20 protein-coding genes and 3 pseudogenes are annotated in these 24,261 nt (G+C 71.2%); 17 read left to right on the top strand and 6 right to left on the bottom strand.

The genetic code is table 11. The features are described 5' to 3' along the window. Positions 1-86 precede the first annotated feature (86 nt). The 9 genes from ASG32_RS21015 to ASG32_RS20975 are packed head-to-tail and all read left to right on the top strand — an operon-like array spanning position 87 to position 10,658. The gene (locus tag ASG32_RS21015) at positions 87-1,058 is read left to right on the top strand and encodes an ABC transporter permease (RefSeq protein ID WP_056530300.1); all 972 of its coding nucleotides are present in this window, start codon (positions 87-89) and stop codon (positions 1,056-1,058) included. Further along, positions 1,055-1,894 carry an ABC transporter permease gene (locus tag ASG32_RS21010; protein WP_056530297.1) on the top strand — a complete coding sequence of 280 codons (840 nt, stop codon included), beginning with the start codon at positions 1,055-1,057 and terminating at the stop codon, positions 1,892-1,894. The genes ASG32_RS21015 and ASG32_RS21010 overlap by 4 nt, the downstream gene beginning before the upstream one ends. Positions 1,895-1,905: 11 nt before the next feature. Further along, positions 1,906-3,615, top strand: coding sequence for an ABC transporter ATP-binding protein (locus ASG32_RS21005; RefSeq protein WP_056530294.1), 1,710 nt, complete (start codon positions 1,906-1,908; stop codon positions 3,613-3,615). Further along, positions 3,615-4,964: an aspartate aminotransferase family protein gene (locus ASG32_RS21000; RefSeq protein ID WP_056530291.1), complete on the top strand. Its 1,350-nt coding sequence runs from the start codon at positions 3,615-3,617 to the stop codon at positions 4,962-4,964. The genes ASG32_RS21005 and ASG32_RS21000 overlap by 1 nt, the downstream gene beginning before the upstream one ends. Positions 4,965-4,969: 5 nt before the next feature. Next, positions 4,970-6,409 carry an amidase gene (locus ASG32_RS20995; RefSeq protein WP_175556399.1) on the top strand — a complete coding sequence of 480 codons (1,440 nt, stop codon included), beginning with the start codon at positions 4,970-4,972 and terminating at the stop codon, positions 6,407-6,409. 44 nt (positions 6,410-6,453) lie between these two features. Next, a complete protein-coding gene (locus ASG32_RS20990; RefSeq protein ID WP_082557985.1) occupies positions 6,454-7,521 on the top strand; it encodes a phosphotransferase in 1,068 nt (355 codons plus the stop codon). A gap of 9 nt (positions 7,522-7,530) precedes the next feature. Next, positions 7,531-8,832 carry an aminotransferase class III-fold pyridoxal phosphate-dependent enzyme gene (locus ASG32_RS20985; RefSeq protein WP_056530288.1) on the top strand — a complete coding sequence of 434 codons (1,302 nt, stop codon included), beginning with the start codon at positions 7,531-7,533 and terminating at the stop codon, positions 8,830-8,832. Between the two features lie 34 nt (positions 8,833-8,866). Next, a complete protein-coding gene (locus tag ASG32_RS20980; RefSeq protein WP_056530285.1) occupies positions 8,867-9,721 on the top strand; it encodes a GntR family transcriptional regulator in 855 nt (284 codons plus the stop codon). 4 nt (positions 9,722-9,725) lie between these two features. Further along, the gene (locus ASG32_RS20975; RefSeq protein WP_056530282.1) at positions 9,726-10,658 is read left to right on the top strand and encodes a glyoxylate/hydroxypyruvate reductase A; all 933 of its coding nucleotides are present in this window, start codon (positions 9,726-9,728) and stop codon (positions 10,656-10,658) included. Positions 10,659-11,287: 629 nt separating this feature from the next. On the opposite strand, the pseudogene ASG32_RS20970 reads toward ASG32_RS20975, so the two are convergent. Then, positions 11,288-11,866 (bottom strand): annotated as a pseudogene (locus tag ASG32_RS20970) (transposase); the annotation flags it as partial. Between the two features lie 2 nt (positions 11,867-11,868). Between ASG32_RS20970 and ASG32_RS35245 the strand changes: the two are divergent. The 3 genes and pseudogenes from ASG32_RS35245 to ASG32_RS35660 form a co-directional block, all read left to right on the top strand. Further along, positions 11,869-12,309, top strand: a pseudogene (locus tag ASG32_RS35245) (IS3 family transposase); the annotation flags it as partial. A gap of 144 nt (positions 12,310-12,453) precedes the next feature. Next, positions 12,454-12,819, top strand: a pseudogene (locus tag ASG32_RS35240) (DUF87 domain-containing protein); the annotation flags it as partial. Then, positions 12,817-13,119 (top strand): transposase, encoded by a 303-nt coding sequence (locus ASG32_RS35660; RefSeq protein ID WP_280141601.1) that lies wholly within the window; start codon positions 12,817-12,819, stop codon positions 13,117-13,119. The pseudogene ASG32_RS35240 and the gene ASG32_RS35660, both read left to right, overlap by 3 nt. A 280-nt stretch (positions 13,120-13,399) precedes the next feature. Here ASG32_RS35660 and ASG32_RS20960 read toward each other — a convergent pair whose 3' ends face one another. Beyond that, a complete protein-coding gene (locus tag ASG32_RS20960) occupies positions 13,400-13,813 on the bottom strand; it encodes a hypothetical protein (protein WP_082557983.1) in 414 nt (137 codons plus the stop codon). Between the two features lie 884 nt (positions 13,814-14,697). Here ASG32_RS20960 and ASG32_RS20955 point away from each other — a divergent pair. Together ASG32_RS20955 and ASG32_RS20950 are read left to right on the top strand one after the other, a co-directional pair. Beyond that, positions 14,698-16,620 carry a hypothetical protein gene (locus ASG32_RS20955; RefSeq protein ID WP_244492089.1) on the top strand — a complete coding sequence of 641 codons (1,923 nt, stop codon included), beginning with the start codon at positions 14,698-14,700 and terminating at the stop codon, positions 16,618-16,620. 104 nt (positions 16,621-16,724) lie between these two features. Further along, the gene (locus ASG32_RS20950) at positions 16,725-16,964 is read left to right on the top strand and encodes a hypothetical protein (RefSeq protein ID WP_042674370.1); all 240 of its coding nucleotides are present in this window, start codon (positions 16,725-16,727) and stop codon (positions 16,962-16,964) included. A 126-nt stretch (positions 16,965-17,090) separates the two neighbouring features. Here ASG32_RS20950 and ASG32_RS32750 read toward each other — a convergent pair whose 3' ends face one another. Together ASG32_RS32750 and ASG32_RS20945 are read right to left on the bottom strand one after the other, a co-directional pair. Beyond that, positions 17,091-17,393, bottom strand: a complete 303-nt coding sequence (locus tag ASG32_RS32750; protein ID WP_234083300.1) for a hypothetical protein — start codon at positions 17,391-17,393, stop codon at positions 17,091-17,093. A gap of 130 nt (positions 17,394-17,523) precedes the next feature. Continuing rightward, entirely contained in the window at positions 17,524-19,221 is a 1,698-nt protein-coding gene (locus tag ASG32_RS20945) for a methyl-accepting chemotaxis protein (protein WP_056530271.1), read from the bottom strand. A gap of 691 nt (positions 19,222-19,912) precedes the next feature. Between ASG32_RS20945 and ASG32_RS20940 the strand changes: the two genes are divergently transcribed. The 3 genes from ASG32_RS20940 to ASG32_RS20930 all read left to right on the top strand — a co-directional run bounded on the left by ASG32_RS20940 (position 19,913) and on the right by ASG32_RS20930 (position 22,689). Then, positions 19,913-20,848: a site-specific integrase gene (locus ASG32_RS20940; RefSeq protein ID WP_056530268.1), complete on the top strand. Its 936-nt coding sequence runs from the start codon at positions 19,913-19,915 to the stop codon at positions 20,846-20,848. A 289-nt stretch (positions 20,849-21,137) separates the two neighbouring features. Then, positions 21,138-22,103 carry an alpha/beta hydrolase gene (locus ASG32_RS20935; RefSeq protein ID WP_199866143.1) on the top strand — a complete coding sequence of 322 codons (966 nt, stop codon included), beginning with the start codon at positions 21,138-21,140 and terminating at the stop codon, positions 22,101-22,103. A gap of 166 nt (positions 22,104-22,269) precedes the next feature. Beyond that, complete coding sequence (locus tag ASG32_RS20930; protein ID WP_026605155.1) at positions 22,270-22,689, top strand: RidA family protein; 420 nt, start codon at positions 22,270-22,272, stop codon at positions 22,687-22,689. Positions 22,690-22,730: 41 nt separating this feature from the next. On the opposite strand, the gene ASG32_RS20925 is transcribed toward ASG32_RS20930, so the two are convergent. Together ASG32_RS20925 and ASG32_RS20920 are read right to left on the bottom strand one after the other, a co-directional pair. Then, positions 22,731-23,525 carry an ABC transporter permease gene (locus ASG32_RS20925; protein WP_020094533.1) on the bottom strand — a complete coding sequence of 265 codons (795 nt, stop codon included), beginning with the start codon at positions 23,523-23,525 and terminating at the stop codon, positions 22,731-22,733. Between the two features lie 108 nt (positions 23,526-23,633). Beyond that, entirely contained in the window at positions 23,634-24,215 is a 582-nt protein-coding gene (locus ASG32_RS20920; protein ID WP_056530265.1) for a DUF308 domain-containing protein, read from the bottom strand. Positions 24,216-24,261 lie beyond the last annotated feature (46 nt).

Genomic DNA, 24,261 nt, shown 5'->3' with positions numbered 1-24,261 from the left:
CCCCGGCCTCGATCGCGGGGCCCCGTCCGACACCGAGCCACCGGCCGCCCCGGCCGGGCTCTCGCGCGCGGAGGACCCTTCCCGTCATGCCCCGCTTCATCGCCTCGCGCCTGGGCAAGATGGCGCTCATCCTCGTCGGGATCGTCATCCTCAACTTCGCGCTGATCCACGCAGCGCCGGGGGATCCGGCCTCCGTGATGGCGGGCGAGGCCGGCGATGCCGACGCCGCTTTCCTGCAGCAGCTGCGCGAGCGCTTCGGCCTCGACAAGCCGCTGCCGATCCAGCTCCTGACCTACCTCGCGAACGTCCTGCGGCTCGACTTCGGCTATTCCTACCGCCAGGGCATGCCGGTGATCGACCTGATCACCGACCGGCTGCCCGCCACCCTGCTCCTGTCGGGCTCGGCCTTCCTGATCTCCCTCGTCCTCGGCGTAGCGGCGGGGGCGCTGGCGGCCTCGCGCCAGGGCAAGGTCTCCGACTCGGTCATCTCGACCCTCGCCCTCCTGTTCTACGCCACGCCGCTGTTCTGGCTGGCGCTGATGGCGGTGCTGCTGTTCTCGGTGCAGCTCGGCTGGTTTCCCGGCTTCGGCTACGAGAGCGTCGGGTCGGGCTACAGCGGCCTCGACCGGGCGGCCGACATCCTCCACCACCTCGTGCTGCCGGCCCTGACCCTCGGCCTGTTCTTCATGGCGGTCTACGCCCGCATGACCCGGGCCTCGGTGCTGGAGGTGAGCCGGCTCGACTTCGTGCGGACCGCCCGCGCCAAGGGGCTGCGCCCCCGCGCCGTGCTGGTCCGCCACATCCTGCGCAACGCCATCCTGCCGGTCGTGACGCTGGCGGGCCTCCAGGCGGGCCAGCTCGTGGGCGGCGCCGTGCTGATCGAGACCGTGTTCGCGTGGCCGGGCATCGGCCGGCTGATGTTCGAGGCCCTGGAGCAGCGCGACTACAACCTCCTCCTCGGCATCTTCGTCGTCTCCGCCGCCCTGGTGCTGGCCTTCAACCTCATCACCGACATCCTCTACCGGCTGGTGGATCCCCGTATCGGAGCTGCGGCATGACGGCGTTCTGGGTCCGATACGCCCGCAACCGCGGCGCGGTGGCGGGGATCGTCATCCTCGTCCTGGTGCTGGTCCTGGCGATGGCGGCGCCGGCGCTCTACCCGCGCTCCCCCTGGGCGATGGTGCAGCGCCCGTTCCTGCCGCCCTTCACCAACAGCGGCTTCCCGCTGGGCACCGACACGATGGGCCGGGACATCGCCTCCGCGGTCGCCCACGGGGCCGGGGTGTCGCTGCTGGTCGGCTTCGTCTCGACGCTCGCGGCCCTGCTGATCGGCATCCCGATCGGGGCCGTCGCGGGCTATTTCGGCGGCCGGGTCGACGACCTGCTGATGCGCTTCACCGAGTTCTTCCAGAGCGTGCCGAACTTCGCCCTCGCGGTGGTGCTGGTGGCGATCTTCCGGCCGAGCCTCGTCTCCATCGTGGCGGCGATCGCGATCGTGAGCTGGCCGCCGGTGGCCCGGCTCCTGCGGGGCGAGGTGATGGCGCTGCGCGGCCGGGAATTCGTGCAGGCCGCGGTGCTGTCGGGCCAGCGCAGCGGCCCGATCATCCTGCGGCAGATCCTGCCTAACACGCTCTCGCCGGTCATCGTCCTCGGGACCATGATGGTGGCGGCCGCCATCCTGCTCGAGAGCGCCCTATCGTTCATGGGGCTCGGCGACCCCAACATCATGTCGTGGGGCTACGTCATCGGCGCCGGGCGCACAGTGATCCGGCAGGCGTGGTGGGTGAGCCTGTTTCCCGGCGTCGCGATTCTCCTGACGGTGCTCGCCCTGAACCTCGTCGGCGAGGGGCTGAACGACGCCCTCAACCCGCGCCTGTCGCGCAAGACGCGATGAGGGCCGCAGCCATGACCGTCGCCCCGCAAACTCACGCCGCCGGCGAGCCGGTCCTCGTCGTCGAGAAGCTCGCCATCGCCCTGCCGCCCGGCGCGGACCGCCCTTACGCGGTGGACAGAGTGAGCTTCACGCTGAGGGCCGGCGAGATCCTCTGCATCGTCGGCGAGAGCGGGTCGGGCAAGTCGATGTCGGCCAACGCCGCGATGGGTCTCCTGCCGGAGACGGTGCGGCCGGTCGGCGGGCGGATCCTCCTCGGCGGGACCGACCTGCTCACCCTCGACGAGGCGGACCTCTACGCGGTGCGCGGGCGGCGCATCGCGATGATCTTCCAGGAGCCGATGACGGCCCTCAACCCGCTGATGCGGATCGAGGCGCAGATCGCCGAGGTCTTCGCGGCGCACGGCCTGCTGACGCCGCGGACGCGCCGGAGCCGGGCCCTCGAGCTGCTGGCCGAGGTCGGCCTGCCCGACCCCGCCCGCGCCGCCGCCGCGTACCCGTTCCAGCTCTCGGGCGGCCAGCGGCAGCGCGTGATGATCGCCATGGCGCTGGCGCTCGAACCGCAGGTGCTGATCGCCGACGAGCCGACCACCGCCCTCGACGTCACCACCCAGGCGCAGATCCTGCGCCTGATCCGCGATCTCCAGGCCCGGCGCGGCATGGCGGTGATGTTCATCACCCACGATTTCGGCGTGGTCGCCGAGATCGCCGACCGGGTGGCGGTGATGCAGCACGGCCGGATCGTCGAGGAGGGCCGCGCCGTCGACATCCTCGAGCGGCCGCGCCACCCCTATACCGCCAAGCTGATCGCCGCGATCCCCGACATGGAGGCCGGGGCCGGGGTCGGGGCCGGTCGGGCGGCGCGGGCGGCACCCCGGGCTCCCGTCCTCGACGTCGAGGGACTGACCAAGACCTACACGCTCGGCGGCGGCCTGTTCCGGGCGCCCCGGACCGTCGCGGCGGTGCGCGACGTCTCGTTCACCCTCGGCCGCGGCGAGACCCTGGGCATCGTCGGCGAGAGCGGGTCGGGCAAGTCCTCGGTGGGGCGGTGCCTCGTGCGGCTCCAGGACCCGGACGGCGGACGGGTGCGCCTCGGCGGCGTCGACATGGCCGGCCTGTCGGGCGAGGCCCTGCGGCAGGCGCGGCGGCGGATCCAGATGGTCTTCCAGGATCCCTACGGCTCGCTGAACCCGCGGGTGCGCGTCGGGCGGGCCATCGCCGACGGCCCGATCGCCTACGGCGAGGATGTCGGGACCGCCCTGAAAGCCGCGTCCGCGCTGCTCGAGCGCGTCGGCCTCGACGGCTCGGCGGCGGACCGCTACCCCCACGAGTTCTCCGGGGGGCAGCGCCAGCGCATCGGCATCGCCCGGTCCCTGGCGCTCAAGCCCGAGATCATCGTGGCCGACGAGGCGGTCAGCGCCCTCGACGTCTCGATCCAGGCCCAGATCCTCGACCTCCTCGACGAGTTGAAGCGGGAGCTGCACCTCTCGCTCCTGTTCATCACCCACGACCTGCGGGTTGCGGCCAAGATCTGCGACCGCGTGATGGTGATGGAGAAGGGCTCGGTCGTGGAGATCGGGCCGGGGCCCGAGATCTTCTCGAACCCGCGCGAGCCCTACACGCGCAGCCTCGTGGCGGCGATCCCCGGCCGCAGGCCCCGCACGACCCCGCCGGAGGCCCCCGCCTTCGCTCTCCCTGCCGCCGCGATCAGGACACCCGTCTGATGACCTTCATGCCCAACTCCGTCGAGGCGCGCGACATCGCCTACCAGCTCCATCCGCTGGTCGACCTGCGCAACTACGACAAGACCGGTGCGCTCGTGATCGAGCGGGGGGAGGGGATCTACGTCTACGACAATGCCGGCCGGCGCTACATCGAGGGGCTGGCGGGTCTCTGGTCGGTCGCCGTGGGCTTTGGCGAGCGGCGCCTGTCAGACGCCGCCAAGCGGCAGATGGACCAGCTCTCGTACTACCACATCTTCGCGCACAAGACGCACGGCCCCTCGGTCGACCTCGCCGAGAAGCTGATCAGCCTGGCGCCGGTCCCGATGTCGAAGGTGCACTTCACCTCCTCCGGATCCGAGGCCAACGACCTCGTCGTCAAGCTGGCGTGGTACCGCTCGAACGCGCTGGGCAAGCCGGAGAAGAAGAAGATCATCGGCCGCCTGAAGGGCTATCACGGCGTCACCATCGCGGCGGGCTCGATCACCGGCCTTCCGCGCAACCACGAGAGCTTCGACCTGCCGCTCGACCGGATGCGGCACGTCTCCTGCCCCGACTACGCCGGGTCGGCCCTGCCGGGCGAGAGCGAGGCCGCGTTCTCCCGGCGCATGGCGGACGAACTCGAAGCATTGATCCTGGCCGAGGGGCCGGACACCGTGGCGGCCTTCTTCGGCGAGCCGGTGATGGCCTCAGGCGGGGTCTACGTCCCGCCGGAGAACTACTGGGCGGAGATCCAGGCGGTGCTGCGCCGCTACGACGTGCTGCTGGTGGCCGACGAGGTGATCTGCGGCTTCGGGCGCACAGGGGCAATGTTCGGCTGCGAGACCTTCGGCATCGAGCCGGACGTGATGGTCCTCTCGAAGCAGATCTCCTCCTCGTACATGCCGCTCTCGGCGATCCTGATGAACGCGAACTTCTACGAGCCGATCGCCGACGAATCCGCCCGGCTCGGCGTGCTCGGCCACGGCTACACGGCCTCGGGCCATCCCGTCGCCACCGCGGTCGGCCTGGAGAACATCCGGATCATCGAGGAGCGCGACCTCGTGGGGAATTGCCGGCGCCTCAGCCCGCTCTTCCTCGACCGGCTGGCCGGGCTCGCCGAGCACCCCCTGGTGAAGACGTGGCGCGGCGTCGGCCTGATCGGGGCCCTCGAGCTGAAGCCCGCGACGGCACCCGGGGCGAAGCCCGGCGCGGCCGGCGCCGCGCTCCAGGCCGCCGCCCTCGAACAGGGGGTGATCGCCCGCGCCATCGGCGATTCCCTGTGCTTCTGCCCGCCGCTGATCATCACCGCGGAGCAGATCGGCGCGATGTTCGACGCCGTCGGCCGCGCCCTCGACACGATCGCCGCGTGAGCCCGATGGACCAGATCCGCACGACGACCCGGACCGATCTCGGCGCAATGGACGCGGTGGAACTCGGGGCGCTGTTCGCGTCCGGCCGGGCCTCGCCGGTCGAGGCCGCGCAGGCGGCGCTTGCGCGCATCGAGCGTTTCAATCCGCAGGTGAATGCCTTCGCGTATGTCGCGCCCGACCTCGCAATCGAGGCCGCGCGGGCCTCGGAGGCGCGCTGGGCGAAGGGCGAGGCCCTCGGCCCGATCGACGGGGTGCCGACGACGATCAAGGAACTGACCGCCGTCAAGGGCATCCCGTGGCGGCGGGGCTCGAAGCTCACCGGCGAGGCCCCGGCCACCGACGAGATCCTGGTGATGCGGCGCCTGCGCGCCGCCGGGGCGGTCATCCTCGGCACGACCACGTCGCCGGAATTCGGCTGGAAGGGCGTGACCCACGGCCCGGCCTTCGGCAACACCGTCAATCCCTGGGGCGCCGACCGGGCCTCGGGGGGCTCCTCGGGCGGGGCCGGCGTCGCCGCCGCCCTGAACATGGGCGTGCTGCACGAGGGATCCGACGGGGCGGGCTCGATCCGCATCCCGTCGTCGTTCTGCGGCGTCTTCGGGATCAAGCCGACCTTCGGCTGGCTGGCTACCGACGCGCCGACGCCGCTGCGGGACATGGCCCATCGCGGCCCGCTCACCCGGACGGTGGCGGATTCCGCCCTGTTCCTGAACGCCGTCACGGGCCCGTCCCCGGACGGTCTGTACGGCGACTGCCCGAGCCCCGTCCCGGACTGGACGGAGGCCGCCCGCGGCGGCGTCGCGGGCCTGCGCATCGGCTACAGCCGGACCTTCGGCTACGCCCGCGTCGATCCCGAGGTCGCCGCCGCGGTGGACCGGGCCGCCGCCCGCCTCGCCGCGATGGGCGCCGTCGTCGAGGAGGCCGATCCCGGCTTCGCCTCGCCCCTGGAGGCGCTGCGGGTGATCTGGTTCTCCGCCATGGCGGTCCTCGTGGATCGCTGCGCCCCCACCGAGACGGATCGCGCGCGCATGGATCCCGGATTCGTCGCCGTCGCCGCGATCGGTCGCCGCACCAGCGCGACGGACCTCCTGGCGGCGGAGCAGGTCCGGGCCGAGCTGAAGGTCACGATGGCGCGCTTCCACGCGCGCTACGACCTGCTCCTCTCCCCGACCATGCCGGTCACCGCGATCCCGGCGGGCATCGACTTCCCCGAGGGGCAGGGCATGACCGACTGGACCGACTGGAGCCCCTTCACCTACCCGTTCAACATGACCGGCCAGGCCGCGCTCTCGGTGCCCTGCGGCTTCGATTCGGGCGGCCTGCCGATCGGGCTGCAGATGGTCGCCGCCCGGTTCCGGGACGACCTCGTCCTGCGGGCCGCCGCGGCCTACCAAGCCGCCTACCCGGAGGCGTTCCCGGACGCCCCTGTGGTCCGGCCCGCCTGAGGGCGCAGGGCGCGCCGGTCTCGAAGCACCTGTCTGGATCCCCGATGTCCCATCCCACGATCGACGCCCCCGAGAGCGGCATCGGCGCCGGCCTGTCGGTCGTGGCCGAGCCCGTCGATGCCCGCACCGCCGAAGGCATCGCCGCCGCGCATTACGGCATCGCCGGCGCGGCGACGTGGCTCGCCGGCGAGAAGGATTCGAACTTCCGCCTCGATGCGGGGGCGGGAACCGCCTACTTCCTGAAGATCCTGAGCCCCGGCGAGGATCCCGCGGTGTCCCGCCTGCACAGCAACGCCCTGATCCACGTCGCGCGGGCCGCGCCCGACCTGCCGCTGCCGCGGATCGTGCCGACCCGCGCGGGCGAGCCGGACCTGCGCATCACCGTCGCGCCGGAGGATCGCCGCACCGTGCGGCTCACCACCTTCACGCCGGGGCGCTCGCAGGCCGCCGGCCCCCGGACCGACGGGCAGCGCCGGGCGGCCGGGGCGCTGCTGGCCCGCCTCCAGGGCGCGCTTAAGAGCTTCACGGACCCGGCGGCGGACCACGTCTCCTCCTGGGACCTGCGGCATGCCGGGCGGCTGCGCGCCGTGCTCGACGTCTTCCCCGAGGGCTGGCAGCGCGACCGCCTCGCCGGCATCCTCGACGTGTTCGCCGCGCGGATCGTGCCCGCCCTGCCGGACCTGCCGCACCAGGTGGTCCACAACGACCTCGGCGGCGACAACATCCTCGTCGACCCCGACGATCCGGACCGGATCACCGGGGTGATCGATTTCGGCGACACGGTCCGCACCGCCCGGATGTTCGACGTGGCGATCGCGGCGGCCTACCAGCTCGGCCTCGACGCCGATCCCCTCGGGCCGGCCCTGGCCTTCCTGCGGGGCTACGCCTCGGTCGCCCGGCTGTCGGAGGCCGAGATCGCGCTGCTGCCGACGGCGATCCGGACGCGGATGGCCCTGCGCGTCCTGATCCCGGAATGGCGCGCCCGCCGCTTCCCCGAGCGCCGGGACTACCTCACCCGCAACAGCGCCGGCGTCTGGACGCAGTTCCGGCACCTCGACGCCCTGGCGCCGGCGGCGATCGACGCGGCGATCGCCGAGGCCTGCCGTCCCTGAGGCCACGCCATGACCGCTTCGTCCAGCTCCGCCCCGCCCGCTTCCGCCGAGGCGCTGATCGCCCGGCGCCGCGGCCTCCTCGGCGCCTCGTACCGGCTGTTCTACGAGCGGCCGGTCCACATCGTGCGCGGCGAGGATGTCTGGCTGTACGACGCCGAGGGGCGCCGCTACCTCGACGCCTACAACAACGTGCCCTGCGTCGGCCATTGCCACCCGCGGGTGGTGGAGGCGGTGGCGCGCCAGATGGCCACCCTCAACACCCACACCCGCTACCTGCACGAGGCGGTGCTCGACTATTCCGAGCGGCTGCTGTCCACCTATCCGGCCGCCTTCGGCCACGTCATGTACACCTGCACGGGGTCCGAGGCGGTGGACCTCGCCCTGCGGATCGCGCGCTACCAGACCGGCGGCACCGGTCTGGTGATCACGCGGAACGCCTATCACGGGACCACCGAGGCCACGGCGGGGATCTCCCCCTCGCTCGGCCCCAACGTGTCCCTCGGCCGCGACGTCTGGACGGTGCCGGCACCGGACGCCTACCGCAACCCCGGCATCGATGTCGGCGCGCGGCTGGCCGAGGACGTCCGGGCGGCCTTCGCCGACATGCGCCGCCACGGCGTGCGGCCCGCGGCGTTCATCGCCGACGGCATCTTCTCGACGGACGGGACCCTGGCCGAGCCCGCGGGCTTCCTCCGCCCGGCCCGGGAGGCGGTGCGGGAGGTCGGCGCGCTCTACATCGCCGACGAGGTGCAGCCGGGCTTCGGCCGGACCGGGGCTGGCATGTGGGGCTTCGCCCGCCACGGCATCGTCCCCGACATGGCCGTGATGGGCAAGCCGATGGGCAACGGCCTGCCCATCGCCGGGGTCGCGATGCGGCCCGAGGTGGCGGAAAAATTCGGCCGGGACGTGCGCTACTTCAACACCTTCGGCGCCAACACGGTCTCGATCGCGGCGGCCGGGGCGGTGCTCGACATTCTGGCGGATCAGGACCTCGTGGCGAATGCCGCCGACACCGGCGGCCTGATGCTGGAGGGGATGCGGGCGCTGATGGCGCGGATCCCGTCCATCGGCGACGTGCGGGGCGCGGGCCTGTTCCTCGGCCTCGACCTCGTCGCCTGCCGCGCGAGCCGCGCCCCCGACGCGGCGCTGGCGAAGCGGGTCGTCAACGCCCTGCGCGAAGAGGGCGTCCTGATCAGCGCGTCCGGCCCCCACGACAACGTGCTGAAAATCCGCCCGCCGCTGACGTTCTCCGCCGAGCACGCCGCACTCTTTCTTGAGGTCCTGGGAAAAACCCTGGACGGTGCGGCCTGACAAGAAGAACGCGCAACCTGGCAGGAGACGACCCATGCATCCGGCGGAAGTCCTGGATCCGAGTCCGACGGCGGGACCGGCCCTGCGCGCCGATCTGCCGAAGGCGGCGCGGGTCTACGCGACCCTGCGCGAGGCCATCATCGCCATGCAGCTGAAGCCGGGCGCGCGCCTCGTGGAGAAGGATCTCTGCGACGAGCTCGGAGTGTCGCGCACGCCCCTGCGGGACGCGATCCTGAGGCTCGCGCAGCAGCGGCTGGTGACCGTGGTCCCGAGCGACGCCACCTTCGTCAACAAGATCATCCTGGACGAGGTGATCGAGGGCCAGCTCGTGCGTGAGAGCCTGGAACTGCGGATGGTGGCCCTGGCGGCCGAGCGCTTCGAGCCCGCCCGCCGGTCCGCCTTCGAGCTCGTCCTCTTCCGTGAGGCGGACGCGGCCCGGCGCGGCGACAACGCCGAGTCCTTCGCCCTGGACAACGACTTCCACCGGCTCCTGTGCGCCTGCGCCGGCTTTCCCCGCGTCTGGGACACGATCCATCTCGCCACCGGCCAGCTCGACCGCGTGCGGCGCAACGCCTTCCCGCTGCAGAACTACCATGTGGAGGTGCTCGACGAGCACAGGGCGATCTTCGAGGCGCTGTGCCGCCGGGACGCGCAGACCGCGGTTTCGCTCCTGCGCACGCATCTGGGCGGGACGCTGAACTCGTTGCGGATCCTGCTGGCGCGGGAGCCCGATCTCGTCGCGTTCGACCCCGCATCGCCGGCCTTTGCCCTTCTGAGGCAGTCCGAGCAGGCCGGGTCCCCCGCGCTGCCCAATGGCGCCGAAGGAGCGCCGAGGCGGGGCGCCCGACGCCGCGTCGCGGGCCGCCGGACTGCACCGGGAGCCGTGTAGGGGGATGGCGATCCCCGTCGTTCTCAAGACCGTACCGGAGCACGCCCGCGTCTGGCATGACGTGTTCGCCCGGGAGGCGCCGGAGCTGAGCCTGATCGACTGGGCGCACGGAACGCGGTTTCCCGGCGTGAGCGCCTTCGCCGGGTGGAAGCCGCCCGCGGACCTGGCCGCCCGGATGCCGGACCTGCGCCTCGTGTTCTCCGTCGGGGCCGGGATCGATCACCTGCCGCTCGAGGCCCTGCCGGAGCACGTGGACATCGTCCGCATGGTCGCCCCCGACGTCACGCGCTCGATGGTCGAGTACGTCACGCTCGGCGTGCTGGCTCTGCACCGGGACCTCGTCCTCTACGCGGACGAGACCCGCCGGGGCCTCTGGAACCCGCGCGCGATCCGCACGGCGCGGAGCACCCGTGTCGGGATCCTCGGCCTGGGCGTGCTCGGGAGCGCGGCGGCCGCGGCCCTGGCCGGGTTCGGCTTCGAGGTCCGCGGCTGGGCGAGAAGCCCCAGGACGCTGGAGCGCGTCGCGTGCTTCGCCGGCCGCGCGGCGCTCCCCGACTTCCTGTCCGGCTGCGACATCCTCGTGTGCCTGCTGCCCCTGACGCCGGAGACGCGCGGACTGCTCGACAGGGACCTGTTCCGGCATCTCCCGGTCGGGGCGGCGCTCCTGAATGCGGGGCGGGGGGCCCATGTCGTCGAGGGCGACCTGATCGCGGCGCTGGACACGGGCCAGCTCCGGGCGGCCATTCTCGACGTGCTGTCGGAGGAACCGCCGCCCGCGGATCATCCGCTCCTCGGACACCCGCGGATCCTCGTGACGCCCCACAGCGCCAGCGCGAGCCAGCCGGACGACGCCGCCCGCCAGATGATCGCGGCGGTCCGGGCCTGCCGGGACGGGCAGCCGCTTCTCAACCGGGTCGACCGCGGCCGCGGTTTCTGAGCGCCGTCGACGATTTCCGGATTAAATTGGTCCGGCCGACATCCGCACCGTGTGACGAGGAGAAGCGGCCGGCAGGGCCCGGTCGTCAGAGTTTCTTCCGCGATATCGTCATCTGGGATACATTCGGGAACAGGGCCGCCCGGCGATATTTGCGACTCACGAAGGACTCATAACCGTCTAGGCCGCGGAAGCGACTTGTACGCTGGCTCACAGGACTGTCTATCAAAAAATCTAGGTAACCCAATAGGGCCGATGAGCAAAAATCCGCTCCGCCGACAGCCTTGCTCGGTATCGGACCGACGGCCTCTTCCATGCCTCGCTATAGCGTAGCAGGTGGCGGAGTGTCTCAGACGGGTGGGATGCAGATGGTCCTGTGTGGATGGCTCCCGCATTGCAAGTAGCGAATTGAGCTTCTGACGCGTTGGTCGGGTGCAGTCTTGTGTCCGGCCTGTCGATGCAGTCGTTCATGTTGACCGCTGGCCCTGATGGTATCCGCGAGCTGGGTCCCACTCTGCTTCGCGGGCTATGACGCCCTGGACAGGCCGCGGCGTGTCCCGGCTCCCGGTCTGACCGGTTCGCCATCAACTCTCATCGTCCTCGCAACCTGGAAACGTCTCCTTCGCGTGCTGTCAGGCGGCCGTGGCCGCCGGTGCGCGGTAGGTGCCGCCGCGGGTCATGATCGCCCAGGCGACCCGCGCCGTGCGATTGGCCGCCGCCACGGTCACCACGCGCACCGGCTTGCGCTGCAGCAGCGCCGGCAGCCGCGGGTCGACCGAGGTCGGTGTCGTCTTCGCACGCCGGACCAGAGAGGTCATGCCGACCACGAGCAACCCGGTCACCACGCGCTGGGCTAACGGCGGCACCTCGGCTGCGTCTCCGGCCGAGAGTCGGGTCGCCAGTTCGAGCGCGTGCCGCAGGCCCCGCGCCATCTCGATCCCGAACTCGGCGAGCAGGCCGCGGATCATGTTCACCAACTGCGTGCGTTGCTTGACCAGCAGGTCGCGCGTCCGGTGCAGCGCCAGCGCCGCCTGCTGCTCGGTCGACTTCACCGGCACGAAGCGCATGCTCGGGCGCGTCACCGCCTCACAGATGGCTGCGGCATCGTTCGCATCGGTCTTACCGCGCTTCACGTACGGCTTCACGTAAGCCGGCGGCATCAGCCGCACGTCGTGGCCGAGGCTCATGAGCTCCCGGGCCCAGTGGTGCGCTCTATCACGCTTGGCGGCAGCGCACGCCCTCCGTCCGTGCCGTGGCGGATGCCGCGTTGTTGAAGCAGATCCGCACCGCTAACGCTGGGTCGGGCGAAATCTACGCTGCGCCGCGCGGGCACGCTACGCTGGCAGCGCAGGGCGCACGACACGGACGCAAGCGCATTGCGCGGCTGATGCGCGAGGCGGGCCTTGTCGGCGTCAGCCGCCAGCGCGGAGGCGTCGTGACCACTCGACGCGACCGGGAGGCTCGCCCCGCGCCCGATCTCGTGGACCGCACCTTCTCGGCCGAGGCCCCCAACCAGCTCTGGGTAGGTGACATCACCTTCGTGCCGACCGCCGCGGGCTTCCTCTACCTCGCCGTGGTGGTCGACGCCTGGAGCCGGCGCGTCGTGGGCTGGTCGATGCCCGGCGGGCCCAAGACGAAGCAGCTCGTCGACGCCTTCACGACGGCTGGGGGCCTATTGATCGACCCCTCGGACGCGGATCTCCGTGTCTTCGTCGCTCTGCGCGACCTGCACACGCGGGCGCAAGAGGAGGGCGCGTCCGATCGGTTCGAGCGTTGGATCCGTGCCGAGCAGCCGCTCGTGAGCACGGCGTTCTTCCGGAATGCGGGTCTCGCCCATGCGGCGACAGTCGGCCAAGTTCAGGTGAAGGATCAAGCGGTGGGGGAGGGGGCTGCGGTTCCGGTCCACTCGCCGGTCCTCGACGTTCAAGCCGCCCCCGAGAACTCGCTCGTCGCGAAAGGATCCGCTTCGCCCGTAGCAGCTCGCACCGAAGCGGATGCGATACCGGTCGGGCGTCGGCTCACCCCTGGCGCGCCCGGCGTGAGCCTGCCGCTGCGGCTTCTGCCTCGCCACACCGCAATCATCGCGGGCTCCGGTTCCGGCAAGACCGTGCTCTTGCGCCGCCTCGTGGAGGAGGCCGCTCTCGCCGGGCTTCCGGCCATCGTGATTGACCCCAACATACGCGAGGCCGGGAGGAAGGGGAACGGATCGTCCGCCCATGGCAACCGACGTCTGGCGGCGTTCGAGGCTTGGATCGTCGAGGCGAAGGCGAGCGGCATCCGAGCCGCGCAGACGTTCGCCAGCGGGCTCGTCGTTGATGCGGCCGCGGTAAGGGCGGCGTTGACGATGCCGTGGAGCAACGCTCAGTCCGAAGGCCAGATTACGAAACTGAAGCTGATCAAGCGACTGATGTACGGCCGGGCCGGCTTCGACCTCCTACGCCGTCGCGTGCTTCTGGCTCCTTGACCCACACGAAATGACGAAGAGCCACTTATGCGGAGCAAGTCCAAATTCTAGCTCAGTCGGCGCCGGTAAAGGTGCCGGATCGCGAGTAGGGGAGGGGGCGGAGGACAACTAGTATATCGGAGATCGACCAAACTCCTTGTTGCAGTGATGATCCCGGCGGGTTATCCGACTGAATTGGTTTGCGATACTGTAATTCGCATAACAAACATTATGGAATGCGGCGATGAACTCCGCATAACAGGCACTTATACTACGATCTGACCCCCGGCGTCATCGCGAATCATCGCGAAGGACGGCTGCAGCCCGCGACCAGGGCGGCGAGACCGCTCCGGGCGCCGGCCAGAGGGATCCGCTGCGTGTCGCCAGAGAGCGTCACGCGAAGGGTCTTGCCGGACAGGATGCGCACCCAGTCTTGCGTCAACGTTGTCGTGGTCTGGAGCACGATCTGGTCGTCGAGTTCCAGCTGTTTCGCCCGCATCGGCAGCGAGAGCGTGCCGCCCTCCGAGGCGAACTCGACCTCGGCCCGGGTGCCGTCCCGAGCGCGGTCTCTGTCGTCGTAGTAGTCGACACTCAGCTGTCCGCCCCGCGTGTCGCAGGTGAGCGCGAGGCTCTGCGCGCCGCTGTCCGGAATCTCGTAGGCAAGATGGACGCGACCGTCCCCTTCCCGCTTCTGCCAGCGCATCTCCTGCGCCATTGCAGGGACTCCAAGACAAGACCCTAGAATTGCCACGGTAAGAAAAGTGATCTCACGGCGCATGGCCTTCGATGTCCTCACGCTTCGTCCATGGAGATGCTGCATGATGGGTGGATTCTGTTCCGAGCGTGTATCCGGCCGGTGGCGCGTGCTCGATGATGCTGCGTGCCAGGACGGAAGGCCGTGGAAGCCCCCGGCGCTGTCGGGCGGCCTGTCGTCGCCCGACATGTGACCGTCTTCGTCGACGCCGGGTCGAGCGCCAGCCCTTGTCCGCATGGTCGAAGGCGTGTGCCTCGGGCGATCCGGGGGCCGCCGTCGATCGCGCGGAGCGCCAGAGCCGTCACGATCGCGTCCGGGAATGCGCCGAACCCGTCTTCATTCCTCTCACACGCGCCCTGCGGCCGTACGGCTGCGCGCCGGCGTTGCCTCACGGTGGCGCTCCCTCTGTCATGCGAACCGCAGCCAGCAGAACAGAGCCACGGTGCCCAAACCTGTCCGATGGCATCGTCGGAGCCGGTGGCCCTGTCCAGAGGACTAGCTCATCGCCGCGCCGTGACGTTCGCTGCAGCGCGGGGTACCATACGAGGGCGCTAGACATGGACAAGCCCCGTGCTCTTCCGGCGCAACACCGGCCGGACCCGGAGCCGACGGCACGGATGCTGCCGGCGCGCTGTGCGAGATGGATGAAGTCTTTGGGAAGCGTCCGGGACGCGTCGGCGGGATCTCGACAACGGTGCAGGACCGGCTCGACCGCCCGCCCCTCGATCCGTGCGAGGCACGGGGAGATGCGGGTCACAGCGCCCTCCCCTCTCCGCGGCCATCGGGCGTCTCCGGAGGGCGGCGTGCCCGCCGACCGAACGTTCCGGCGCTGACGAGGATCGTGCATGCCCCGTTTGGCGATCACCGGCACTGAGCAGCGATACAACACGGTCGCGGCCGTCGAAGACGGCGGGCGGTGGCGCATGATCCTGCCCTTTCCGCAGGACTCGATCCGGGCCGCCGCCCTGGTCGGCGTCGCGGGGCTGGTCTGCCTGTCCGATGACGGGGAACTCTGCCTGATCGACTGGCGGGCGGGCCGGGATCGCGTGCGGCGCCGCCTGCCGGGCGAGGGACCCTTCAATCACAAGCTGTTCGTCACCCGCGATGCCGACCGGATCGCGGTCTATCGGAGCCATGGACCGAAGAACGACGAGCAGTACCTCGACGACATCGTCGTCCTGCGGGCGTCGGATCTCGAGATCCTGCAGCACGGGCGCGGACTCGTCTGGCATGCCGATGGCCCTGTCGGGTCCCTGTCGCCCGAGGAGGCCTATCCACCGCGCCCGGACGGGCCGGCCATCCTGACCATTCACGGCGACCTGTTCGAGGATCCCGGAGGGCGACTGGCCTTCATCGGCTTCCGGTGCGGGCCGGGCGGGTCGGCCTACGGGTTGTGTCGGCTCGAACGGGCCGGCGCGACGCTGCGCTACGACCCGCTGCCGGACGCGGTGAAGCCCTACTGGTTCAGCCCCAGCGGCCGCTACGCCGTCACGCCGCACTCCGATCCCGCGCGCGGGGGCCCACCGGAGGCAGCGGCCGATACGGGGGACGCCGGCCCTCCCCGCCTCGGACAGGCCGTCGAACTCTGGACAACCGGGCCCGTCGCCCGCGCGGCGACGCTCGTCGCGCGGCCCGGCTCCGAGCCTCCGCGCGCGATCACGGAGGTGGCCTGGGAGCCCGACGAGCGGGCGTTCTGGATCAAGTCGGGGTATTTCTGGGATCGGACCACGGACTTCCAGCGCATCGGCCTGGACGGCACGCGCTCGCCCGTCTTCTCCTTCGCGCGCTACGACGGCGCGAAGGCCGTCTCCGCCTTCGCCGACGTGGCGGATGCGGAGCGGGTCGAGATCCGCTTCTTCAGCGACTCCGTCTACATCCCGCGCGCTCGGTGCGCCGACGCGGCGCCCGCCCGGACGATCACCCCGGAGGAGGACGGCTATCGATCCCGGCCGTCGGCAGGCCCGAGCGCGTCGGCGGTCCGGCGCTTCCTGGCGCGCTCGCAGCCGGTGGTCACCGTCGCGGCGTTCTCGGCCGCCGCCATCGCCGAAACCCTGGACGCGCTCACCGGCCGGATCCGAGCGGATCTGGGGGGACTCCTGCGGGGCGACGTGCTCGCGTTGACCTTCGAGGTCGGCGGGCGGGCGATGACGGAATCGGCCTTCTTCGCGCGCATCGCCCGCGAGCGCGTTGCCGTGGTCCCGGCGCTGCGCGCACTCCTCACGACTTATCTCGCGGTCCAGCCGGGGGTGGTGGAGGCCAGGAAGCTGTATCGCCAGCTCTGGGGGCCCGAGGACGATCAGGGTGCGCTGGCACCGGCCATGCAGGCGCTGCTCCACCTCGATCCGACGGCCCACGACGTCTTCCGCGACTACCTCGCCCAGCGCGACGGGGAGCACGAGGTCTACTCCACCGACGTGATGATGAGGACCTACATCGCCGAGGCGGGCTGGCGCGACCGGGCCATGATCCGGTTCGGTGTCTATTTCGCGCTGATCCGGTACAGGGATGGCCTGATCACCCTGAGTGGCGGATTCCTGGAGGAGTACGGCGTCCTCGATGCCGCCGAGGGCCTGCTGGAGCCCGCCGACTTCGCCGCGCTCATCCTCGAGGAACTCGACGGGTTCGCGGCGCACCCCGATCTCGACTGTCGCCTCGGGAGGGACGACCTCTACCGCGAGCTCCGCGCGAGCCTCGCGACCACCGCTTACGGGCGGACGGTCCTGACGGCGCTCGCGGCCCGATCCGCCGCGCCGTCCCGCCTCGCGTGAACGACCCGCGCGCATCGCGCGGCGGTCCAGCACCCGCGGGGCTGCCGGCCGAACCGACCTGTCCCCACTGACGTCCGGGCCGACAATCGATACGGTGGCGGGCGATGTACAAGCTCCCGCCCGGCAGCCTCTACCGGCTCCGCACCCTCGCGCAGACCGGCGCCCGCTTCTATCAGGTCAGCGGCTACATGCGGCGCATGGAGGTCCTGGGACTGGTTCTCGCGACGGGTCGGACGGATCCGGACACGAAGACCGTCGAGTACCGCATCACCGAAGCCGGCCGAGCCGAACTCGAGGAGCGTCACGGTCCGGCCTGGCCCGGCTCGGCCGAGGACGAGGCCTGACGCGCGGCGACGGCGCGACCCGAGCGCGATGGCCGGTGTCGCAGCCGCCGCGCGGCGCGAGCGGTTCAGGGAGAGGCCGCCGGCAACGGGGCCGTGACCGGGGCCGTGCCGGCGGATCGTCGACGGCTATCGGCTGCTGCCACCGCTGCCGCCCTGCGGCGACGGGCGCTCCGGCTGGTTGGCGTTGCCCGCGGCTGAGGAGCTGTTGGAACGCGTGTCGGCGGCTTGCCCGGTCGGCGACCCCGTCACCGCGCCCGGCGCGCCGGTCGCGCCCGATTGAGGCGTGACGACGCCCGAGGAGGTCGGCGGCGCGCCCGGCGCGGTGGCCGGCGCCTGCGCGTAGGCCGTCCCGGCGAGGACGGCCGCCAGCGGCGCAGCGGCAGAGAGAGTACGCAAGAGAGTACGGTGTTTCATCGGGACCTCAATCATGGATTGAAGTCTTCAACGCCGGATGCGGGAAGAAGGTTCAGGGCGGACGAGAGCCGCCTTCGCGGATCTCGGTCCTGAAACGGCCCCGTCCGGCGATGAGCCGGACGGGGGCTCGCGGGTCGCCCCCGGATCAGGCGGCTCGGACGGTGGCCATGAAGCGCCCCACCTCGGCAGCGAGATGCTCGGATTGGCGCGACAGCTCGGAAGCCGCTCCCAGAACCTGGCTCGCCGCCGCGCCCGTCTCCTCGGCCGCGCCGGCCACGCCGGCGATGTTGCTGGTCACTTCGCCGGTGCCCATCGCGGCCTGGCTGACGTTGCGGACGATCTCCTGCGTCGCCGCGCCCTGCTGCTCCACGGCCGCGGCGATCGAGGTGGCCACGTGGCTGATCTCCTGGATCCGCACGGTGATCGACCCGATGGCCGATACGGCCTGACCGGTGGAGGCCTGAACCCGGGCGATCTGCCCGGTGATCTCCTCGGTGGCCTTGGCGGTCTGCTCGGCCAGAGCCTTCACCTCCGTCGCCACGACCGCGAAGCCGCGGCCGGCGGCACCCGCGCGGGCCGCCTCGATGGTGGCATTCAGGGCGAGCAGGTTGGTCTGTCCCGCGATGGTCGAGATCATGCCGACGACGTCGCCGATGCGCGCGACCGACGCGCTCAGTTCCTGCACCAGCGCGCCGGTCTGGTCGGCCTCGCTGACCGCCACCCGCGCCATGTCGGCGGAGCCGTCGACCTGCCGGCCGATCTCCTGAACCGAGGAGCCGAGTTCCTCGGCGGCGGCGGCGACCGTGTTGACGTTGCTGGCGGCCTCCTCGGCCGCGGCCGCCACGGTGGTCGACCGGCCAGCCGTCTCGGTGGCCGTCGCCGTCATCGTCTGCGCCGTGGCCTGGAGCTCGGTGGCCGAGGACGAGACCATGCCGATGATCCCGCCGACCGCGCGCTCGAAACCGTCGGCGAGCTCGACCATCGTCCGCTTGCGTTCGACGGCCGCCGCCGCGTCGGCAATGCGCCGGATCTCGGCCTGCTCGGCGGCCTTCTGGGCCACCATGGCCTTGATGCCCTCGACCGCCTTGCCGACGGCACCGATCTCGTCGCCGCGAGCGGCCTCCTCGATCTCGGCGTCGACCTCGCCCCTGGCCATCCGCTGCAGCACGCCGACGAGGCTGGCCAGCGGCCGGTTGATCCCGAACAGCACGATCCCGCCGAGGATCCCGAATGCGACGAGAAGGCCCGACGCGGCGACGACCGTGAGCGTCAGCTTGATCTGCTCGGCGACGGCGACGGCGTGGTCCCTGGAGGCTCTGAGCTCCCTGGCGTTCGTCTCGGTCCGCATCTGGACGCCTTCCAGCACTTTGGCCCGCGCGGGGCGGCCCTCGTCGACCGAGATCGTCCGGGCCCCTTCGGCATCGTTCTTCATGCCCAGGGCGATGGCGCGGTCGGCCGCCGCGAAATACGCGCCCATATCGACCTTGATGGCTGCGTTCGCCGAATGCCGAGCCGGGGTGTCCGCGAGGGCGATGAGGCGGTCGATCGCCTCGTAGGCGAGCGTCCGCTCGCGCTGGAAGTGCTGACGCTCGGCAGCCATCGTGGCCGCATCGGTCTGTATGATGATGTTCTTCTCGGAGATCGTCGCGTTGCTCATGGCCAGCGCCATCTGCAGCGCTGTGACGGCGCGAACGGCGGCCACGTCGACGATCTGCTGGGTGTTCTTCTCGAGCTCGTCGATCGCCGACCGCGCGAAGAAGACGATGCCGACGGCGGTCGCGAGCAGTAGGGCGGCCGGTATCGCGATCTTGGTGCCCAATCGCAAATTGCGAAACCGACCCATGACATCCCCTCCAGTGTTCAGGATCGCAGAGAGCTCCGCAGCTTGCTCAATGCGGAAGGCGTTGAGCCAAGATGCGGGTGCGAAACTAAATGCAGGTTAATGATCGCGGTCTTCTTTCCCGGGATATCCAATAGTGATTTGAGGTTGCGCGCTCGGCGTCAGAGCATGATCAATAAAAACCGCGATCGTCCGGGATTAAAGTTCCGCGGCGTGCTTCACAACCACTGGATGAACTTCCGTCGAGCGCGTGACCGCACGCACGGACACCTCCCGCGGCGGTGTTCCAACGTCGCGACCCTTGCGCAGCGACGCTGTCGGAGGGTGACCATCCGGACGAACCGGAGAAGCACTGCCGGCGGGCCGGGCGGCTGGCTCGGACCGTTGGCGGACCGTCTGCCCGGATGCGGAGGCGATGGGGCGCCACCCCGATCCGATCACACGGTTCCGATGGACGCTCCGACTCGCCGCGGCGGGTGATGCCGGGCCGCAGGTCCGCGCGATCGCGCGCCGTTCCCGACCTGCCGCGGAGCGGGAACGTCCCGTCCGCGCGTGGACCGTTCGCGAGGCACGCAGCCCACCCTCCTCCACGTAGCGGGGAGGCCCGGGCCGCGCCGCATCGGTCAGCGTCTGATAACCCTTTCTTATCAGACGTAGCGTCACGCTCAGGCGCGACCGAGGGAGAGAGAGAGCCATGACGCTGCCCGCCACGCTTGCCGCCCGCGCCCGCGCCTTCGCCGACGAGGCGCTCTCGGAGAATTCCCGTCGGGCCTACCGCGCCGACTGGCAGCACTACGCGCGCTGGTGCGGCGGCCACGATCTCGCGCCCCTGCCCGCGGGTCCCGAGCAGGTGGCGAGCTACCTCACCTCCATGGCCGAGACCCACAAGCGCGCGACGATCGAGCGTCGGCTCGTCACGATCGGTCAGGCGCACAAGCTCCAGGGGTTGCCGTGGATCCCGGCCCATCCGGCCGTCCGGGCGGCGCTGCGCGGGATGTTCCGGCGCTACGGCAGGCCGAAGAAGCAGGCCGCCGCGCTCGGCGTGCCCGAAACGCGCCGGATCGTCGCCGCCTGTGAAGGGACGGTGGCCGCGCTCCGGGACCGCGCCCTGTTCCTGTTGAGCTTCGCCGGCGCGTTCCGGCGCTCCGAGGTCGCGCGGATCCGCCGCGAAGATCTCGCGTTCCGGGACGGCGCCGTCGATGTCTTCCTGCCGCATTCGAAAGGTGATCAGGACGGCGAGGGCACGGTCGTGACCGTCCTGGCGGGCGGGAGCCCCGCGACCTGTCCGGTTGCCGCGCTCCGGCGCTGGCTGCAGGCGGCGCCGGCCGACGGCTACGTCTTCCGGGCCGTCCGGGCGGACGGCACCGTGATGGACGACGGGCTGCATCCGGACTCGGTGGGCCGCATCGTTCAGAAGCGCGCGGCGGAAGCCGGCCTCGTCGCCGGACCCCGCGAGCGCATCTCCGCCCACGGGTTCCGCGCGGGCTTCATCACCGAGGCGTACAGGCGCGGATCGCGCGACGAGGAGATCATGGCGCATTCCCGCCACCGGGATCTCAAGACGATGCGGGGCTACGTCCGCCGGGCCAAGCTCGCCGACGCGCATCCGGGCCGCAACCTCGGCCTCTAGCGCCGGGGCGGCGCTTCGGGCCTTCGGGAAGCCCGCGGTCGCCGCCGCGGCGGCCGTCGACCGTTTCACGGCAGGGAATGGTGAATTGCGACGACTCGCTGTTCCGGAGCGCGCCGCGTCCCTGCATCATGGTCGCGCCGTCGGGTTCGCGCGTCCGGGCCGCGGCCCGGTCAGGCCGATCGCCGTCCCGCACGGCGGCCACGCCGTCCGACCCGGCGGTGACGATCCCGACGCATGCCGTCCCGCCAGGATGAGGCGCGCCATGACGCGACACACGCACGGAGACGAGATGACGGGGCGCGGACCGGCCCGCGCGACGCGGCGGCGTGTGCTCGCCGGCGGCGTGCTGGCGACGGGCGCGGCGGCGTCGGGCACCGTGCGGGCGGAGGTCCACCCCGCGCGGGCCGGAGAGGTCCGCCACGGCACGGTCCGGGCCGACGGCGTGGACGTCTTCTACCGGGAGGCCGGTCGCCCCGACGCCCCGGTCATCCTGCTGCTGCACGGCTTCGCCAACTCGTCCTTCTACTTCCGGCACCTCATGCCTAGGCTGGCCGATCGCTTCCGCCTGATCGCGCCGGACCTGCCCTCCTTCGGGTTCACGCACGTCCCGGAGGATCGCGCCTACGTCTACGACTTCGCGTCGCTGTCGCGCACGACGGAGGCGTTCGTCGGCGCGCTCGGCCTCGACCGCTACATCCTCTACACGTTCGATTACGGGGCGCCGGTCGGATGGGATCTGGCGCTCGCCCATCCCGATCGCGTCGCCGGCATCGTGTCCCAGAACGGCAACGCCTATCTCGACGGGCTCGGCGACGCGGCCTGGGCGCCGTTGCGGGCCTACTGGGCCGCGCCGAACGCGGCCGCCGTCGCGGCGATCCGCGCCCGCATGACCCTCGACGGCGTCAGGGCCGCCTACGTCCAGGGTGTGCCCGACCCGTCCCGCATCGAGCCCGAGGCCTACACGCTCGACGCGGCCATCCTGGCGCGGCCGGGCAATGCCGACCGGCAGGTCACGCTCAAGCTCGACTACAAGCGCAATCTCGAGCGTTACCCGCTGATCCAGGCCTTCTTCCGCGCGCGCCGCCCGAAGCTCCTCGCCGTCTGGGGGCGCAACGACGCGTTCTTCATCCCGCCCGGCGCCGAGGCGTTCCGGCGCGACATCCCGAAGGCGCGCGTCACCTTCCTCGACACCGGGCACTTCGCCCTGGAGACGGACGGCGACGCGATCGCGGAGGAGATTCGGCGCTTCTTCTGACCCTCTCCACCGGGCATGGCGCGGACCGGATCCGACCGCCGCATCCGACACTATCCCCGGCCTGATCGTGACCCTACGGTCGCGGACCTGGATCACGGAGATCGGGCGGGTCGCGCCCGTCGCAAGGGAGATCGCGGTGCCGCAACCCCAGTCCGCCTCGTCGGCCATGCTGTTCCACATGGTCTCCGGAGGGCCGCAGCCGGTCGCCCCCTTCAGCCACGCGGTCGAGGTCGACGGCTTCGTCTTCGTCACGGGTCAGATGCCCGACACGCCGGACAGGCCCGGCGTCCTGCCCGACGGGATCGAGGCGCAGACCCGCAACGTGATGGCCAATCTCGCGACGGTCCTGGCCGGCCTCGGCCTCGGCCTCGAGAACGTCGTCGTCGCGCGCGCGTTCCTGACCGAGTTCAAGCGCGACTACGCCGCCTTCAACGCCACCTACAGATCCTTCTTCCCGCCCGACCGGCTGCCGGCCCGCACCTGCGTGGGCACGACCGGGCTCGCCTACGACGCCCTGGTCGAGATCGACCTGATCGCCCACCGCGGCGGCGCGACGTCGCCGTCGTCGGACGCGCGATCGGGCTGAGCCGCGTCCTCCGCGCCCGGGCCGATCGGACGCGTCCGCGCTCAGCCTCGCAGCTGGCCGCCGCCGCGCACGACCAGGCCCAGGCCGACACACGCCGCGGTCAGGCCGAACACGACGACGTAGAGATGGTCGACCTGCAGTCCGGCAGCCGGGTAGTAGGCCGACCTCATCCATTCCGCGACCTGCAGGGCCGGATTGAACTTGGCCCAGTAGTACAGCCGTTCCGGCAAGTAGCTCGGCAGGAAGAGGACGCCGCTGGACACGTACAGGATGATGCTGAACAGGGCGTAGCCGATCAGCCATCCGGGGAAGAAGCCGATGATCGCGACGTTGATCGTGCCGATCCCGATCCCGAGCGCGATCGCGGCGAGATAGCCGCCCACCGCCGTCAGCGGGTCCGCCGGGACCGGGTTCGTGCCGAGCGCGACCAGGACACCGCTCACGACCAGCAGGGCCAGGAAGCCGGTGACGATCTCGACGAGCACGCGGGAGAACACCAGGTCGAACAGCCTGACCTGCGGGTAGTAGGTCAGCGGCCGGTTGACGATCACGGACTTCATGACTTCACGCGAGATGTACTGGAAGACGAGCACGGGCACGGCGCCCGTGGCGAAGAACAGGGCCCTGTCGTCGCCGAGCGGCGCGGGCAGCTTCTGAACCGTGTAGATCGTGATCAGCACGAAGACGTGCACGCACGGCCAGAGAACGACGACCCCGTAGCCCCACATCGACGCGCCGAAGCGGGTGCGCATGTCGCGCAGCATCAGCGCGTGCAGGACGTGGAGGTAGGCCTCGACCGCGTTCCTCCGCGGCTTCACGCTCGTTCGCGCGCCCATGGAGCATGGCCTCTGCTGTCCGACGGCGGTCGGGAGGGGACGACGGTGCGGATGTCCGGAGGGGCCGGGGCGATGATCGAGGTCGGATCCGCCCGGCCGCACCGGCGCCTAGGCGGCGCGGGCCCGCGACGCGTCCCGCATGCGCGTCGCCGTCAGCCAGGCCGCGGAGACGAGGAAGTAGAAGGCGCCGAACGCCGCGTAGGGCGCGACATCCACGATCCCGGGGACCGCGGCGCCGGCCGCCTGCCGGATGAAGAAGCCGCCGGCGAGCGCCGATTGCGCGCCGCTCAGGACCATGGTCCACTGGGCGCCGGCCCGCCAGCGGCGCGCGCCGGAGAGAAGCTGGAGCAGTCCCGAGAGGATGGCCCAGGCGCCGAACACCGCGAGCACCGCGTTCGGGCCCCGTCCGAGGGCGACCGCGACCGCGATCGCGGTCGCCGCGCTGATCGCCGCGTTGAGGGCCTGGCTGGGACTGCCCGCGAGGCCGCCGTTGCGCCGGGCGTCGGCCAGGTTGGCGAGCGCGTCCCAGGCGGGATAGGCGACCAGGAGCGTCGCGGCGACCGCCGGCATGCCTCGCCCGAGGCCGAGCGCGGCGGCCACCCAGGCGGCGGCGGCGCCGGCACGCACGAAGTAGTAGGCGGTGAGCCAGGGCAAGGCAGGACCGCGATCGCGCTGCGGGTCGGTTCTCATCGTCGGCTCCTTCGTGTACTGAGCGCGGCTCGACGGACCGGATCTA

The sequence above is a fragment of the Methylobacterium sp. Leaf361 genome (genome assembly GCF_001424445.1).
In the GTDB taxonomy this organism is placed as follows: Bacteria; Pseudomonadota; Alphaproteobacteria; order Rhizobiales; family Beijerinckiaceae; genus Methylobacterium.
The sequence above is the reverse complement of the archived record's forward strand: the minus strand, read 5'-3'. Positions and strand labels throughout refer to the sequence as shown.